We start from the raw sequence: 16,791 nt of genomic DNA, 5'->3' as shown, positions 1-16,791 counted from the left end.
TTGAGTTTGATAGAATTGTAACTTTTATGTAAACTCTCCCTTTTATCCAGTATATACCATTACACAAAAGAAATACAAATCAAAAACCCTCAAGCTATTTTTTATAAAGTGAAACTGTAACCAGTGGGGGTCTTATTGCCCAGCAAATAGCGGGATAAAGAGAAATCCCGTCAACATAAATAGGTATTTGCCGTGCCACCGCTCCGCTTTTGCACATACATTATGGTGAATTCAACCTATTTTAAAGAAATGGAGGATGTTATTATGTATCCCTACAATCCATATGATCCATATAATCAATATGCGTACCAACAACCACAGTATGACTTACAAACACAATATCAATCTTATATAGATCAAGCAGAGCACACGAATCCATATGACCAAAATAGACAATTCCAACTTCCAATCTCTTTTCCTGGCACTGGAAATCGTCAATTAGAAAGACGCGTAAATGAGCTTGAACAAAGAGTTCGTCAACTAGAAAATACAGTTGAGCGCCATACACGTAGACTAAACCGCTTAAACCAACGTTTACGCACAGTAGAAAACAGACTAAACATTCCATTCGCAGCATTAGAAGACGGATTTTAATCGAGAAAATAAAGATTATATAAAGGAAGGGGCTTCCCCTTCCTTATATAAATTGACGAAAGTTTTTTCCATCTCTATACTGATAAGAGTTAATGAAATGAAACAAGGTGATAAATATGGATTTTGAAATAAATTATCTTTCCTTTTATGTTGTACAAGTAGAAGGAAAAGGTGAAGCAGTTGATAAACGCTACAAACATTTTCAAACTTTAGACGCTGAAGAATATGAAGATAGTTCCTTAAAAGAATTTTTGAATGGTGAGTTATTAAAAATATCGAAGCGAAAAGTAGAACGTCATGCAAAAACAGAACAAGCCCCAACAAAAATTGGTCGCTTTATTGTAGAAGAAGGGCACGAACTTGATTCAAACCCTCATTACAACCTTTTTAATCGTATTCGCTTTGCAGAAACAAAAGAAAACTTTAAAGATATGAGCGAACCTCTCGTTTATACATATCTTGACACAAGCGCTGTACGTGGTGGTGTATTTTTAATTGCTCAGGCAAAACTACGCAAATACTTTGATGATCCATTCGTATTCGTAATGAAATGCGACTTTGAACCAAAGGTTGCTTCTATTTCTGATGAATCAACACTGATTCGTAACGTTGAAATGGCCATCACAACAAAGAATATGAAATCTATCCAATATCCGTACATGCCTGAAGAAGGAATGGTTGAAGTAGGCGAACTAAAAATACATCAAGCATCACATGCCCGCTACTTTGAAGACTTCTTAAAATTCGTCGAATATGAACGCTCTATGCCTGAAATTATGAAAACACAAGTAATGGACATGGTATACGACCAAATTGAAGATGTATTTGAAGAAGGTACGGAAGAACGCGAACAATTCGACCAAGCGATGGAAGTATGGGCTGCCAGTCCGAAACGCGAAATTATGGAACAATTTTCAACTGAAGAAGTAATGGAAGCAACCGCTCAAATCGTCGAGCATGCTCCTGAAGTGGAATTAAAACTAAAAGCCGATCATATCTCTGTGAAGGCGTTGCTTGCGGATTTTGGGGATCAAATACATATTGCGAAGGTAAATGATCGATATGTACTTATGATTGAAGCAGACACACTTACATTTGAAAAAGGCTTCTCTCCTATTGAGTTTCTGAAGCCAGATGAGCTGCAAGATGTGATTGAGCGGATTGAGAATAAGCAGCAGTATTCGTTTGATCCGAGCGGTATTGAATAAAGTGAAACTTTAATCTGTGGGGTTTTGTTCATCCCCCACTAATTATTAGCCCTCACCAATCGGGCTTTTACGGGATAAATACTTCCATATAACTGTTGTTACTGGGCGCTTTTAATAAGCGCTCTTTTATTTATATTAAAAACCGATTCTACTAAGAATCGATTTTTCTGCTTTATAATAAAACATGTTTATTTTTAAATTTTTTTGATGCAAGATGACATTTGTTGCAGAATCAAATATATCCCTTCCTTGTTATACAGGCTTATTTCCATTAGAAATATCTACTTCAATATTTCTAGTTGACCAAGTCCTTCTATAAGTTGTTAAAATGCAAATTTCACTTTACTACCTCAAATTTATTGTACTCGTAAAAAGATAATTGAAAACGATATTCCGGATGTTCTCTCACCCAATCGTAGGCTTCTTCTAAAATTTCCATTTTGTTTTGCAAGTCATTAAGTTCACTACATTCGTCCCTTTTCTGTTTGCACAGAGGGCAGAATCCATTCACTATTTCCGCACTCGTCGCCCTAATAGTTTTACTTTCTAAATCAACTACTAGACGAAGAATAACGGAATGCTCTTCTTTTGTAGTCACCTTCATTTCAGCAATCCGATCCTCATTCCAAAAGACACCGTTTAATTCCATCTTTACTGTGACATCTTTAATATCCAAGTCTACCACTATCATACCTCCCTTGTACAAAACTCAATCTTACTCTTCTATTTTAAACTTTAATACACCACAACTTAAAGAGATATTAAGTTTTTTCCAATTCTTCTTTACTATGAAAGAAAGTGTAGTTAATGCTAATTGTGTGGTAAATATTATCCCAAAAACTAAAACAGTTAAAATGTTAAAGATTGTTTCCATTAAACTACACTCTTTTCTTTATATATATTTTTATTTTATTAATACAGTTTAAAACTCTTATTACGTCTTAACACTCCCAAAGCAATTATAATGTACAATCACAACAACAAGTTGATGCCTATTTAATATCAATACGCTGTTATTACATGTATGTAGTTAGAGATGGAGGAGCAATTCATTTAACCTCTGTATTCTCCTCCATCTCAGCCAAATACCTAATCTGTCGTTCCGCTTTTCTCACTGCTGTACGAAAATGTTTTTTCAGGAGTTCTACTGTATTTTCACTTATATAATATCTTTCCGTTATACTTTCCCACGTGTCACCACTTTCAAATGTACTCCATTCAAAAGGGCGTTCTGTATTTTTCTTTAGTTCTTTAAACACCCATTTTCGCATCTTTTTTTTCGCTTTTTCTGTTATTTTTCCGTTTTTTACAAGTTCAAGTTCACCATGTCTTTTGTATCGCTTATTAATATCTCTCTCGCTATACACTTTAAGAAGTATATTTGCTGTATTTTCAGCATCTGCTAAAGCACGGTGCTGTTTTCCTTCCCACGTTAAAGCGAGCTGTTCTACCGCAAATTGTAAACTTGGCGTATGTTCAAACAATTCCTCATATGCTTGGAAAACAAATTTTTGCAAATCAATTCTATTTTCTTTTTCTATACTTGGGCATTCAACACCATATAATGTACAATCATGAGATAGAAAGCGATAATCTTCTTTTCCCCATGAAACAAATATAGAACCTTCGCCGATGAACTGAATAAATTTCTCTATAATTTGAGGGAATTTTTCTACACCCATTAAATCTTTTTTCGTAATACCGGTTAATTTTGTTGTATGACGAGTTAATCGTGCACTTGGTTTTACTAACTCCGAAAATTCTTCAATTATCTTCATTGTACCTATTTCTATTTTTACAGCTCCGATATCAACTATTTCTGATGGATCTTCTGATTTATACGGTCTGAAATTCCTTTCAATATCAAACACAATGAAATGTGTAGCGTTTTTCAATTTATTTACCTCTTTCTAAATTGCTTTTCACACAAACACTTTATTTTCAGTATTTATTTATTCATGTACTTTATACAAAAATACTCCGAATAAATAAATGAAAATTCAGTCTTGTTATGATATGTAAGTAGGAGGACATCTATAAAAGTGCAAAAAAAAAGAAGGGCGAGCCCTTCTTTTTTCAAAAATTACTTCTTGTTTACGTTAGTAGCTTGAGGTCCACGGTTACCTTGTTCTACTTCGAAAGTAACTTCTTGACCTTCTTCTAAAGTTTTGAAGCCTTCGCCTTGGATAGCTGAGAAATGAACGAATACGTCTTCTCCGCCTTCAACTTCGATGAAACCGAAACCTTTTTCTGAGTTAAACCATTTTACTTTACCGTTTTGCATGAAAAAAATCCTCCTACAATGTACCTATATGTACATATTCATTTTCAACCACCTTACAATAATAAGCCAGATATTAAAAAACTGCAACCCCTGAGGAGATTTAACATTGCTATCCTCCTCGGAAGTTACAGCTCATTTAAATCTCTATATTATTAAAAGTAAAATGGTTTAAACATACTATATCATATCAATATAATAAAAGTAAAGTTTTTTCTTAAATTATTTTTTGTTCCCACTGCATTGCTTTTAATTCACCTGATCCGGCTACTACATAACCCTCTTTTTGATTAACAATGCGCCATCCGTGCCCTTTAACTGAATCACATACTGTAACAATACCTTCTTCAAGAAGCACACGGCACACACCACTAATACCCGCCTTATTTTGCGTTGAAGTTGTATATAAAACATGTTGATCTACACTTAAGTCTAAATAACTACTTGCTTTCTGCTCACTTTGACATGTGTGCCAATATATTTTTTCACTTGCAATACTTTCATCTATTTTACAATAAGAAATATTCCCGCTAACTCCCTTGCACGATCCACTTGCCGCTACTAAATAAGAATTGTGTAAAGTCAACGCGGAGATCATTTGATTCATCGCAATTTTAATCCTCTTTAATTTACGTGTCTTCAAATCAAAGAGCCAAACACCACCATATTTAGCATGTATTTTCGTACCAATAAATAAGTAATGTTTATATAAAAATAACGATCGAATAGACGGTGCCGCACTGCCATACTCAAGAAACGGATGAATAGTTTCCCATGTCGAACCGAAATTATTAGAAAGATACAGCGTTTTTTCTCCATGAGCAACAACATTTCCTTGTACATTGCTACATACATTCCAACTCGTTGCTTTTGTTGGAAAACGCTGAATTGTCCAGTTCTCTCCACCATTCATACTACGAATAAAAATCCCTTCGTCACCTACACCATAAACTACATTATCTTCGCTATGTAAATCCCTAATTCGTTTTTGAAAACCATTTAAAATTCGTTTCCATTCTCCGTCTTGTTCAACAAATAAGCCATTATATGTAGTAGCTAACAACAGTTTTCCATCTCTTAACTTTGTAATAGCAGTTACACTTAACATTGTCTCCACGTTGACACTCCCATTCTTAGAACTTCTCAGCAAATACAATTGCAAAATTACTGCATTTTTCAACATCCTCTTCATCTTCTGGAGCTAATTCAATTTTTAGCCCTTCTTGTACAAGCTCTGCACCGCGCTCTACAAGACGTTCTTCAAATATCGTTACCGCTTCACAAAACAGTTCATACGCTGTATCACCCGATCCGAACACCGCTACCTTTTTCCCAGCTAAATCTATATTTTCTAAGTCATCATGAAAATCTTCCGCTTCAAATGGTAATTCACCATCGCCCCACGTATAAGATCCTAAAATGATTCCATCATAAGCTAATAATTCTTCAGCATCCATGCCTTCCATTTCTTGCAATACTACTTCATGATCAAAAGCATCTAAACTAACTTTAATTAAATCAGCAATACTCTCTGTATTTCCTGACATACTTGCATAAGCTATTAAAATTTTTGCCACTTTGGCATCCCCCTCTAACAATAAATGATTCTCATTCTCATTATATTAATAATGAGAATCAATTTCAATTGATTTTTTTCTACTTTTATTTACATTTCACATCTGACTATTTATATTTCATTTTAAATATCTACATTCATATTCAACTATTGCCAAATCTATCTTCAAACATTATTGTATTATCATCATTTCACATTACTTATTTCAAATAAAAAATGTTTTTGTATCATGCTCAATCTCTAATCAATTGTTCACTTTACAGAAAGAGGAGTCCTTATGATGAGAAAGTATTTTATTAGATTTTTAAAAGCAACCTCCCTTTTAACAATATTCTTACTAATAGGAGCTGCTATTATTTTATTCGGTACTTCATACGGTCATAATTTACGTGTTATCGCAGCCGAGAGTATTTTAACTTCTCAGCATCCACAATATGCAAAATTCACGTTATTGTCTGATGAAGAATTAAATGATATTTCTCAATCCATCACAAATCCAAAATGGAAAAATAGTGAATTTTTAACTTCTAAACTTTCAAAAAAAGAGTTAGAAAGACGAAAAGATTTACCACTAGATGTTTCTATTGAAACAATAAAGAAAAAATATAATGATCATTTTTTCGAAGGGAAATTAATGACAATTAGTAATCCATTCAACGTAAAACTTGTTACCCAGCAAGGTTCAGAAGGTAAAGACGTCGGAGAAAAAATATACGTAATGGCAAAGCGAAACCATGCAGTTGCCGCTGTCAATGCCAGTGGTTTTTGGGATGAAACCGGGCATGGTGGTGGTAAAACCGGAATCGGTATTGTTATTGAAAACGGTAAAGTTATAAACACGCCGAAAGATATTAATACCCCTACCCTCACTAGTGGTATTACAAAATATGGACAAATGGTTTCTGGAGAGTTTTCTGCTAACCAATTGTTAAATAAAAATGTTGTTTCCGCTGCTGGATTTATGCCTCAGCTAATTGTAAATGGAGAAAAAATGATTACAAATGATGGTGGTTGGGGATATGGCCCTCGAAGCATTATGGCTCAGAAAAAAGATGGATCGATTATGTTTTTCGTCATTGATGGTAGACAACCTCATAGCATTGGTGCTTCCTTGAGAGATTGTCAAGATATTCTTTATGAAAAAGGTGCTGTCAATGCGATGGCAATGGACGGTGGATCATCAGCAACATTATATGCAATGGGAGATATTTTAAATATCCCTTCCACCTTATCTCATAAATCACGCTATTTACCAAACGCATGGGTAGTTACAGCGAACCCTAAGCAACAAGTTCATGTAACAATAGACGGTAATTCTGCGAGCTCTCAAAAAATTTCTGAATTAACAAGGACGACTGCTATAGCTTTCAATAAATAAAAAAGCACAGATGACTATACAATCATCTGTGCTTTTTTATTACTTTTTAAAAATACCAAACGGCTTTCCAACTGGTAAAACAACTTTTCCGAAGTGTGTGTTTAACACTGCTGCTGCTGAACCATAGAAAGATAATAATGAAATAAGAAGTTCAGAATATGCTGCTAAATTATGCATTGCATGCGGCATAACACCTAAAGTACTTAATGAAAGACCGATAAATAAGAAATCAATAAGGACGAAAATCATAAATAATACTTTATGTGTTTCCATTGCACCAATTGTCATAAAGATTGTGAAAATCAAATATCCGATAAAGGCTACACCAAGCTGTTTTGAATCTGCAGCTTGTGCTAATTTTTCGCCAAATACTCCAAGTTGAATTAACCAAGTCATTCCAACACCTAGCCAAAATAGACCGTACGCACCGAATGCTGTTGTACCGAATGTATTGTTATGCTTTGCATCATGAATGCAAGCAAAGATTTGTGCAAATCCTCCTAAAAAGATTGCCCACGGTAATACAAGTGAAACGCCATCTGTTAAGCCTAACTTTTGAGATGATGCTACAAGTGTTACCATCGCTAATCCAAATAGACCAATTCCAGATGGATCTGCTGTTGTCATTTTCACATGATGTGTAGTAGTTTGATTGCTCATATAAACCTCCTGATTATAAACATACTCGAATACAATACTTAAATCAGAAGCCTATGTCAATGGTTTTTTTTGTATGTTGTCAGACGTTATATTTTATAATGATTAAATATATTTCCGACCACTTCATAAGGTTTTATATTCACTTTTTCCAACTCATTTATCGGTAGCCATAACGGAATATAACTTCCTCTACCTTCCCACTGAAATTCCTCAGCTGTTCCACTTCCGAACACTCCGCCTGTAATATAGGCAGCATAATAATATTCATTCCCTTTATATTTTACCTGTGCAATAAGGTGCTCCACTTTTATATGTACCCCTAATTCTTCGTATACCTCTCTTTTCGTTGCCTCTTCAGGCGTTTCACCTTCCTCAATCCCTCCGCCCGGAAACACATAATATGTTTCCTCTTCTCGAATACGTTTTATAAGAGCGATTTTTCCTTCCTGTACAATGATAGCCGCTCCGCGATTTCTTATCATTTTATTACCTCAATACAAATCGCAACTGTTCCCCACTCTTTTTCTTGTTCTTTCGTATATATTTTGTATGTACTTTCTAACATTTCCTCTAAACTATCATTTTCACAATCCAATAATTTTTTATCGATTTGTTCATACATGGCTTTAAAGCTCTCGTATCGCTTTATTTCCGTTACTTTTACCGTCATCATTTCTTTTGTCGTAAGATTCGTAAATACGATTTCATCGCCTTTGTTTATTAGTTGACGTTTTTCATCGTATAGGCGTACTTCATATACTTTTTTTCCTGATTGAATTGACTGAAACGGTTTATTATATAAACCCATTTCGTATCGCATACATCCCACTCCCTTTTGTTCATTTCACCTATTAATACAGTTCACATTACTACATCTTGCATATAATATTCCATACGTATCACTTAATTGAGAAAGGAGGCTGAAGAAGCATGTTATATTTAAATCAAAAACCTGAATATAATAAATATGATATTGGTGATTATACTTATAGTAAAGTAGGGCCAACCATTTTTTCTTGGAACGATGAAACAAAATTAAAAATAGGTAAGTTTTGTTCATTAGCAGAAGAAATCGTTTTCATACTTGGCGGTGAACATCGCGCAGACTGGATAACAACTTATCCATTTAATGCACTTTTTGATGAAGGAGCACATATTACTGGTCACCCTTCTTCAAAAGGTGATATCGTAGTCGGCAATGATGTATGGATTGGTTATCAATCCTGCATTTTATCTGGTGTTACAATTGGTAACGGGGCCATTATCGGCGCCAGGAGCATTGTTACAAAAGATGTACCCCCGTATGCAATTGTAGCTGGTAATCCTGCAAAATTTGTTCGATATCGTTTCCCCCAAGAAACGATTGACAAACTAGAGAATCTCGCATGGTGGGACTGGGACATTTCTGTTATAAAAGAAGCCATTCCATTACTACTCTCCGACAAAATCGACGAATTTTTCACCTCACCCGAAAAAGAATCTACATGATAAATACAGAAAGAGCATCCTTTTTTCCGGATGCTCTTTCTGTATTTATTTTTTATTTATTTGCAAATGATTACACGGAGAACATTGAAAAGGAATTTTCCCTAAGCAATTAAGATTTGTTTCACAAATTTGTTCTATCGTTGGAACAAATGGAATGACAACTATGTTACTTTCTACCATTTGTGTAACAGGTGGCAATACTGTGCCTACTTGATGTTCGAAACGAATACTCGCTTGATTTATATAATTTCCTGAACCATTTGGCGCGCTCTGCACTACTACTTGGAACGAAACTGTCCGTGCTTCACCTGGATTTAAATTTCCTATAATAAAACCTGATACTGGGTTTACATTTGGCACTGGCGTATTATCAATCGTTACAGTTCCAAGGACAAATTGAACACTACTATCTAACATATCTTGAAAACGAATATTTTGTATTGCTGTATCCCCCGTATTTGTAATAACTGTCGTAAACGTAATAACATCGCCAATTGTTGCTGCCTGTAAATTTGCCGTTTTTACGACTGTCGTTGAGACATTTTGAGGAATAAACGGGATAACAACTGTATTGCTATCACCTTCAACTACTACTGGCGGCTCATTCGGATTTACAGTTGCGAGCCCATTTGCTATAGCAGTATTTGTAACTAAATTATTTATTTGTCCTCCTGTTATTACAACTTGGAAATTAATAATTGCTGCGTCATTTGGCTGAAAATCACCTAACGGAATACCGGTATTCGGATTAGCAAATGGAAGAGGTACATCATTTACCGTTACCGTGCCATTTATAAATAAAGTATTCGGATCAATGATATCTGTTAAAACAATATTCGTCACAGGAACTGTACTGTCATTTATAACGGCAATTCCATAAGTGACAACATCTCCTACCATCGCTACTTCAAAGTTTGCTCCTTTTGCAACAAATAAGATTGCAGTATTTACCGTCACTATAACTGTATTGCTCGTATCCATCACTGTAACTGGCGGCTCCCCTGGTACTAAAATATATTCTGCTAACGCCCCAGCAACGTTCACTACTGTACCACCATCTGGAAAGCTCGTAATCGTAGCTTCATATGTTACAATCGCCGTCTCACCGACTGGAATGTCTACAATCGTAAATCCAACCTGCGGATTTACTCCCGGACGAGCTACTCCATTTACAGTTACACTATTTGGTACAAAAACAGCTTCCGGAGATAGGACATCGATAAATTGAATATTCATCGCATCAGCAGTACCAGTATTTAATATTCGAACCGTATACTTTACTGTTTCTCCTACTCCAACAATTGAATGATCTACTTCTTTTTGCATATCTAAACTGCCTCTATTTACTGGTGTGACTGTCGTATTACTTGAATTCGTAATTGTAAACGGAGGTTCTCCTGGAATTAATTCAAAATCACCCGTTACTCTTGCTGTATTCATAATGCTATTAGAAGGCGGAACTGCGATTACATTTACTTCAAATGTAATTAATACGCTATCCCCTACTGCAAGATTAGGCAATGCAAAGCCTACAAATGGATCTAAACCTACTTGCGGAATCCCATTTATTTGTACACTTCCAGGAACGAATTCTAAACTAGGTGATGGAACATCGCTAAACTGAACGTTCGTCGCTGTTACCGTTCCCGTATTTGTAACTTGCACACTATACGTTAACGTATCTCCTAATCGTGTCGCTTCTTTATTTACAGATTTTATAACGCTGAATCGTCCTCTATTCACTCTAGTTATCGTCGTATTACTCGGCTCTGTTACTACAACCGGTGGCTCTCCTGGCACTAAAGTAAAGCTTCCTGTTATATTTGCAACGTTCGTAATTGTTCCTGATGACGGGGATGTTTGTAACTGTCGCTTGAAACGTCACTATAACTGTTTCACCAACTGGGATATCTCCAACTCCAAATCCAGTAATCGGATTTAAGTTTGGTTGCGGGGCTCCATTTATCGTTACACTATTTGGTACAAATGACGCACCTGTTGAAATCGTATCAATAAACTGAACATTGTTAGCTGTTACTGTTCCTGTATTCGTTATTTGCACTGTATACGTCAATACATCTCCAACTAGAGTAGCGGCTCTATTTACTTGTTTAATAACATTAAAGCGTCCTCTATTTACAGTTGTGAGTGTTGTATTACTTGGCTGATTTACTATAACTGGTGGTTCTCCTGGTACTAAAATAAAGCTTCCGGTAACATTTGCCGTATTGGCAATTGTTCCGTTTGACGGAACGCTAACAACTGTTACTTGGAATGTGACTTCTACACTTTCACCTGGAGTTATATCCGGAAGTGAGAAGCCAGTGTTGGGATCTAATCCAGGCTGTAACACACCGTTTATCGTTACACTATTCGGTACGAATGTTATAGAGGATGGTAATACATCACTATATTGAACATTCGTCGCTATCACTGTTCCCGTATTTTGAACTACTGTTGTATATGTGATTGTATCGCCTACTGCAACAACCGGCTGACTTACTGATTTTAAAACATTCCAACCAGATTCATTTATTTCTGTTAATGTCGTGTTACTTGTCGTCGTTTCAGTAATAGGAGGCTCTGTTTCACTTACAGCAAACGTAGCCGTAACGTCCACAAAGTTAACAACTGTTCCACCTTGAGGTATGCTCGTTACCATCTCTTGGTATGTGACAAGTACAAAATCACCTACAGGTATATCTGGAACTGTAAAGCCTATGAACGGATCTAATCCTGGTTCTGGCACTCCGTTTATACTCACACTTCCTGGAACAAACGCTACACCACTCGTACTAGAATCAAGAAATTGGACATTCGTTGCCGGTACCGTTCCAAAGTTAAAAATTAGTACATCGTAGGTTAATATTTCCCCAACCGTCGCTGCCCCTTTATCTACTATTTTTACTGGAAAAATTGAAGCTATATTAATTGTCGTAACGACTAAATTCGTTAATATCGTTTGCGTAATCGGTGGCTCCTGCGGATTCGGTTGTGAAGTAAATGTAACGTCAGCATCATTTAATATGACTTCATTATCAGGAATTTCCGTAATGGTCACTTGGAACGTTACAGAAATACTCGCACCAGCATTTAATAACGGACTAACTGTAAAGCCTATTTCTGGATTTAATCCAGGTTGCTGCACTCCACCTATCGTTACACTGTTGTCAACAAACGTCGTCCCTTCTGGAATGACATCTTGGAAGAGTACATCTGTAACAGGGATAATTCCTACATTCGTTATTAGCACTGTATACGTTAATACATCCCCAACAGCCCCAGTTGCAATATTTACTGTTTTTATTGCTGTCACTTCACCAGGAGGAGGTAACGGTATTGTAACTACCGTTGTATTACTTGAGTTCGTTGTTGTTACAGGTGGTTGTAAAGGATTCAATAAGAAAGTAGCTGTAGCAGACGCTGTGTTTAGAACTGCCCCAAGCGTTGATGGTGCAACAACTATCACTTGGAATGTTACTGTCAATGATGTGCCAGCTGCAATATTAGGAAGCGGGAAACCAATATTTGGATCAAATCCAGGTTGAGGCGTTCCATTTATCGTTACACTATTTGCTACAAATGTTGTTTCTGGAGCAATCGTGTCAATGAAAGAAATATTTGTAGCTGCAACTGTACCTGTATTTCGTATAACAACAGAATATGTGTAAGTCTCTCCAAGTGCTGCTTGTTGTACAGATGAAGATTTTTGTATAGTTAGTCTCGCTGTATTTACTTGTGTTACTACAAAATTACTATTTGTAGTAGTCGTTATAGGAGGTCCTGCCGGATTTATAAGGAAACTTGCAGTAACATTCGATTGATTTCTTATATTTCCACCACTCGGAACGCTTGTCACTGTCACTTGGAACGTAATTGTAGCAGTTTGCCCAACTGGAATATTTGTAACAGGAAAACCCACTATAGGATTCGCACCTTGCTGAACGACTCCATTAATCGTTACACTATTCGCTACAAATGTAGCTCCAGATGGGATTGGATCTTGAAAAATAATATTCGTTGCGGGGACAGTTCCTGTATTTTGAATAAGAATCGTATACGTTAACGTATCTCCTACACCTGCTTGTGGTGTATTTACACTTTTTATTACATTAATTGATCCTACATTCACCCGCGTCACAACAATATTACTAATCGTTACAATTGTAATTGGTGGCTGGAGAGGACTTACTTGGAAATCAGCAGTTACATTCGCATTATTCGGAAGAACTCTATTTGGTGGTACACTCGTGATTGCCACTTGGAAAGTAACTGTTACTATACCTCCTACTGGAATATTAGCAAGTGGAAATCCAGTTGTCGGGTTTAAACCTGGTTGAGGTGTCCCGTTTATTGTTACACTATTCGCTACAAAAGTGGTTCCAACTGGAATCGGATCAAGGAATGATACATTTGTCGCTACTACCGTTCCACTATTTTGTATAGCAACTGTATATGTTAGTGTATCTCCTACACCTGCTTCAGTAGCGCTTACACTCTTCATTACATTTAGTCCTGAGGAATTCACAACTGTCATAACAGTATTACTTGGAACCGTCACAGTAATTGGTGGCTCTGTTGGATTTACAAGAAAATCTCCAGTTACATTCGCGTTATTTACAACATTATTCCCTGGCGGAATTTCATCAATTAATACTTCAAATGAAATAATTACACTCGCGCCAGTAGGTAAATCATTTAATGGGAATCCTAGTCCTGGATCTGCCCCCTCTTGTAAAACACCATTAACCAATACACTATTTTCAATAAATAATGTCCCTGGCGGAATTGAATCTTGGAAAAATACACTTGTAGCTGGTACACTACCTGCATTTATAACTTCGATTGTATATACTAAAACATCTCCTACCGTTGCCACATTCGTATTCACTGCTTTCACAACTTCAAAGTTCCCTGATTGTACTGTCGTATTCACAACATTACTCGGTACATTGATTGTTACTGGTGGTTCATTCGGATTCACTTGAAAGCTTGCTGTTACATTTGCTTGATTTAAAATATCTTCATTTTCTGGATTCTGTACAATTACTACGTCAAATGTGACTACAACCGTTTGAGCCGCAGGAATATTTGGAAGAGAGAATCCTGTATTCGGATTTAGTCCACTTTGCTGTACTCCATTAATTGTTACAGAATTTGCAACGAAGGAAACAGCGGAAGAAATAGTGTCTTGAAATAACACATTTGTTAGCGGAACGTTTCCTGTATTTTGAACGGCAATCGTATATGTTAAAGTATCTCCTACTGCTGCTTGTGTTGTATTCACTTCTTTTATTACATTTAAACTGCCTGTATTAACTTGTGTCACAACTGTATTCGTTTGTCTATTAATCGTTATTGGCGGCTGATTCGGAATAACGACGAAATTAGCAGACACATTTCCGCGATTCGGAATCGTACCTCCTGATGGCGTAGAAGTTACTCGTACTTGAAATGTAACTGTCCTAGTCCCACCTGGAGATATGTTAGCAACTGTAAAGCCAGTTGCCGGATTTGCCCCAGGTTGCGAAATTCCATCTACAGTTACACTATTTGTGATAAAAGTCGTTCCAGTTGGGATTGGATCTTGAAAAATAACATTCGTCGCAAGTACATTTCCTGTATTTTGAATTGTTACCGTGTACGTAAGAACGTCGTTAACCGTTGCAAAAGCTTTATCCACTGTTTTTCTCGTTGTTATATCAGCTATATTAATTGTCGTAACTACAGTATTGCTTGTCGCTTGCCCTGAAACTGGTGGTTGACCAGGTACTGGAGTAAAGTTAAATGTTACACTCGCACGGTTTGGAATTGGATTGACAAGAGGGTTTGATGTCACTCGAACTTGAAAGCGCACTACAGTCGTTTGCGATGCATTAATACTTCCAAGATTAATACTACTTGCTGGATTCGCTCCTGGACGTGCTACCCCGTTTACCGTAACGCTATTTGCGACAAATGTTGTTCCAGCAGGGATACTATCAACAAAAATAACATTGTTTGCAGTGATGTTTCCATTATTCGTTACATTAACCGTGTACGTTAATACATCATTAAGTGTTGCCGTCTGTAGATCTACAGACTTTTGCATACTTATAGTTGCTTGATTCACTGTCGTTTGTACTGTATTTGAAGAAGACGTACTTGCAATAGGAAGGCTACCAACGAAAGGACGAAATTGGTAAGACACCATTGCACGATTTGAAATAGGGTTTGGATTTGGAAACGATGTAATTCTTACTTGGAATGTAACGATTCTTTGAGCATTATTTGGTATCGTTCCTAAATTAATTCCACTAGCTGGATTCGCACTTGGTTGTGTTACTCCACCAACCGTTACACTACCAGCTATAAATGCTGTGCCGTTCGGAATACTATCTTGTAATAAAACGTTGTCCGCACTTCCTGTTCCTGTATTCGGAACTGTAATCGTATAAGTGAGAATATCTCCTATACCTGCAACTGCTTTATCAACAGATTTGACAGGATTTATAATCGGTCCCGTCGCATCAATTTGAACACCAAAACCAGCCGCTGCATAACCATCACCATTTGTAACGAACCGAACGGTTGCTGACGTTTGATTATTTACTAATGATGATGAAGCATCTACGTTTGTAATATCCCATCCTTGTCTTCGAACAGCCAAAGCTATCCCTAATGGCTGATTCAAATCTCCAAACGTTCCGGTTGTATCTAATTCCCCAAAGTCATTACAAATTTGAGATTGAAAGAAATTATTTGCCGGATTTCTCGGTCCGAATAATGCAACTGTAGCATTTGGGTTTGGTCCAAAGCGAAGTTGATCTCCAGAAATGTTGGAATCTCCCTCTTGAACAGTTACGAGTACTCTTCCTGTAACAGCTCCTGTAGCTGGAGTAGCAAATCCTGAAATAGTAGCATCAACAGGCGGGGATGAAGCATCAATAATTTCTTGGCCTGCATAAACTGACAAATTCCGAAGAGGTAAACTTGCATTTTGATATACAACCTCAAGCGTCCAGCCAGCTGAACGACTGATTGTTGGATCAGCTGAAGTTCTTGCAGCGGGCACAGCACCTGTTGTATATGTGCCTGCCCCACCTGCACTAACAAGATTGGTTACATTAGCAGAGCGAGCATAATAAAACTGATTTCCTACTGAACCTTGCTGCGCGGTAGCGGGATCTGGCGTAACAGCAAACGTCCCTGATGGTGTTGTAAATGTAATATCATCATTTAAAAATGGTAAAACATCTTCCGTATCAGTCCGAAAAGTACCAGCCCAAACTAACTCTGCATATAGTACACTACTCCCCGCCGGAAGATTTAAAATTGCACTTGAAGAATTCAATTGCCATTCATCCGTCGTTCCTGCTGGGAACCCTGGTACTTGCAGCGCTGTATTTACCGTAGTAAATACAGCAAGTGTACCAAAAATATTACCTGGCGCAGGTGATGTAGGGCTAAGCCCTAACGTGTTCCCAGTGAACGTGACGGCACCAGGTACTGTTGTTGTAAAACGGTTTATAAAAGGCACACAATCATCTCATTTCATTTATAGTAAAAAGTGCTCTATACTATAAAATGTAGACAAACTATGCAATGTACGTTGTCCAACAAAATT

At 36.8% G+C, this 16,791-nt stretch carries 12 protein-coding genes and 1 pseudogene; 4 read left to right on the top strand and 9 right to left on the bottom strand.

What is annotated here, in order from left to right; all coding sequences use genetic code 11:
- Window positions 1-264: 264 nt before the first annotated feature.
- Together QCI79_RS23140 and QCI79_RS23135 are read left to right on the top strand one after the other, a co-directional pair.
- Window positions 265-594 carry a hypothetical protein gene (locus QCI79_RS23140; protein WP_000283715.1) on the top strand — a complete coding sequence of 110 codons (330 nt, stop codon included), beginning with the start codon at window positions 265-267 and terminating at the stop codon, window positions 592-594.
- A gap of 116 nt (window positions 595-710) precedes the next feature.
- Window positions 711-1,802 (top strand): DUF3900 domain-containing protein, encoded by a 1,092-nt coding sequence (locus QCI79_RS23135; protein WP_000345046.1) that lies wholly within the window; start codon window positions 711-713, stop codon window positions 1,800-1,802.
- A 337-nt stretch (window positions 1,803-2,139) separates the two neighbouring features.
- On the opposite strand, the gene QCI79_RS23130 is transcribed toward QCI79_RS23135, so the two are convergent.
- From QCI79_RS23130 to QCI79_RS23110, 5 genes are all read right to left on the bottom strand, one after another.
- Window positions 2,140-2,487: a hypothetical protein gene (locus tag QCI79_RS23130; RefSeq protein ID WP_000227983.1), complete on the bottom strand. Its 348-nt coding sequence runs from the start codon at window positions 2,485-2,487 to the stop codon at window positions 2,140-2,142.
- Between the two features lie 364 nt (window positions 2,488-2,851).
- Entirely contained in the window at window positions 2,852-3,697 is an 846-nt protein-coding gene (locus QCI79_RS23125; protein ID WP_000786416.1) for an exonuclease, read from the bottom strand.
- Between the two features lie 188 nt (window positions 3,698-3,885).
- A complete protein-coding gene (gene cspB / locus QCI79_RS23120) occupies window positions 3,886-4,086 on the bottom strand; it encodes a cold shock-like protein CspB (RefSeq protein ID WP_001179150.1) in 201 nt (66 codons plus the stop codon).
- 214 nt (window positions 4,087-4,300) lie between these two features.
- Window positions 4,301-5,200, bottom strand: a complete 900-nt coding sequence (locus QCI79_RS23115) for a WD40/YVTN/BNR-like repeat-containing protein (RefSeq protein ID WP_000449525.1) — start codon at window positions 5,198-5,200, stop codon at window positions 4,301-4,303.
- Window positions 5,201-5,216: 16 nt separating this feature from the next.
- A complete protein-coding gene (locus QCI79_RS23110) occupies window positions 5,217-5,660 on the bottom strand; it encodes a flavodoxin (RefSeq protein ID WP_001062753.1) in 444 nt (147 codons plus the stop codon).
- 279 nt (window positions 5,661-5,939) lie between these two features.
- Between QCI79_RS23110 and QCI79_RS23105 the strand changes: the two genes are divergently transcribed.
- Window positions 5,940-7,037: a phosphodiester glycosidase family protein gene (locus QCI79_RS23105; protein ID WP_001233794.1), complete on the top strand. Its 1,098-nt coding sequence runs from the start codon at window positions 5,940-5,942 to the stop codon at window positions 7,035-7,037.
- Window positions 7,038-7,076: 39 nt separating this feature from the next.
- Here QCI79_RS23105 and QCI79_RS23100 read toward each other — a convergent pair whose 3' ends face one another.
- From QCI79_RS23100 to QCI79_RS23090, 3 genes are all read right to left on the bottom strand, one after another.
- Window positions 7,077-7,697 carry an acetate uptake transporter gene (locus tag QCI79_RS23100; protein ID WP_000070938.1) on the bottom strand — a complete coding sequence of 207 codons (621 nt, stop codon included), beginning with the start codon at window positions 7,695-7,697 and terminating at the stop codon, window positions 7,077-7,079.
- 86 nt (window positions 7,698-7,783) lie between these two features.
- Window positions 7,784-8,179 carry an NUDIX hydrolase gene (locus tag QCI79_RS23095; RefSeq protein ID WP_000620830.1) on the bottom strand — a complete coding sequence of 132 codons (396 nt, stop codon included), beginning with the start codon at window positions 8,177-8,179 and terminating at the stop codon, window positions 7,784-7,786.
- Window positions 8,176-8,517, bottom strand: a complete 342-nt coding sequence (locus QCI79_RS23090) for an ASCH domain-containing protein (RefSeq protein ID WP_001268347.1) — start codon at window positions 8,515-8,517, stop codon at window positions 8,176-8,178. Before QCI79_RS23090 ends, QCI79_RS23095 begins: the two co-directional genes overlap by 4 nt.
- A 110-nt stretch (window positions 8,518-8,627) precedes the next feature.
- On the opposite strand from QCI79_RS23090, the gene QCI79_RS23085 reads away from it, so the two are divergent.
- Window positions 8,628-9,185 (top strand): CatB-related O-acetyltransferase, encoded by a 558-nt coding sequence (locus QCI79_RS23085; RefSeq protein ID WP_000966298.1) that lies wholly within the window; start codon window positions 8,628-8,630, stop codon window positions 9,183-9,185.
- A gap of 45 nt (window positions 9,186-9,230) precedes the next feature.
- On the opposite strand, the pseudogene QCI79_RS23080 reads toward QCI79_RS23085, so the two are convergent.
- Window positions 9,231-16,704 (bottom strand): annotated as a pseudogene (locus QCI79_RS23080) (DUF7507 domain-containing protein).
- Window positions 16,705-16,791: the final 87 nt, after the last annotated feature.

Origin of the sequence: Bacillus cereus group sp. MG1, assembly GCF_040460035.1 — a bacterium.
Taxonomy (GTDB): domain Bacteria; phylum Bacillota; class Bacilli; order Bacillales; family Bacillaceae_G; genus Bacillus_A; species Bacillus_A cereus.
This window is presented reverse-complemented; position numbering and strand designations above follow the sequence as displayed.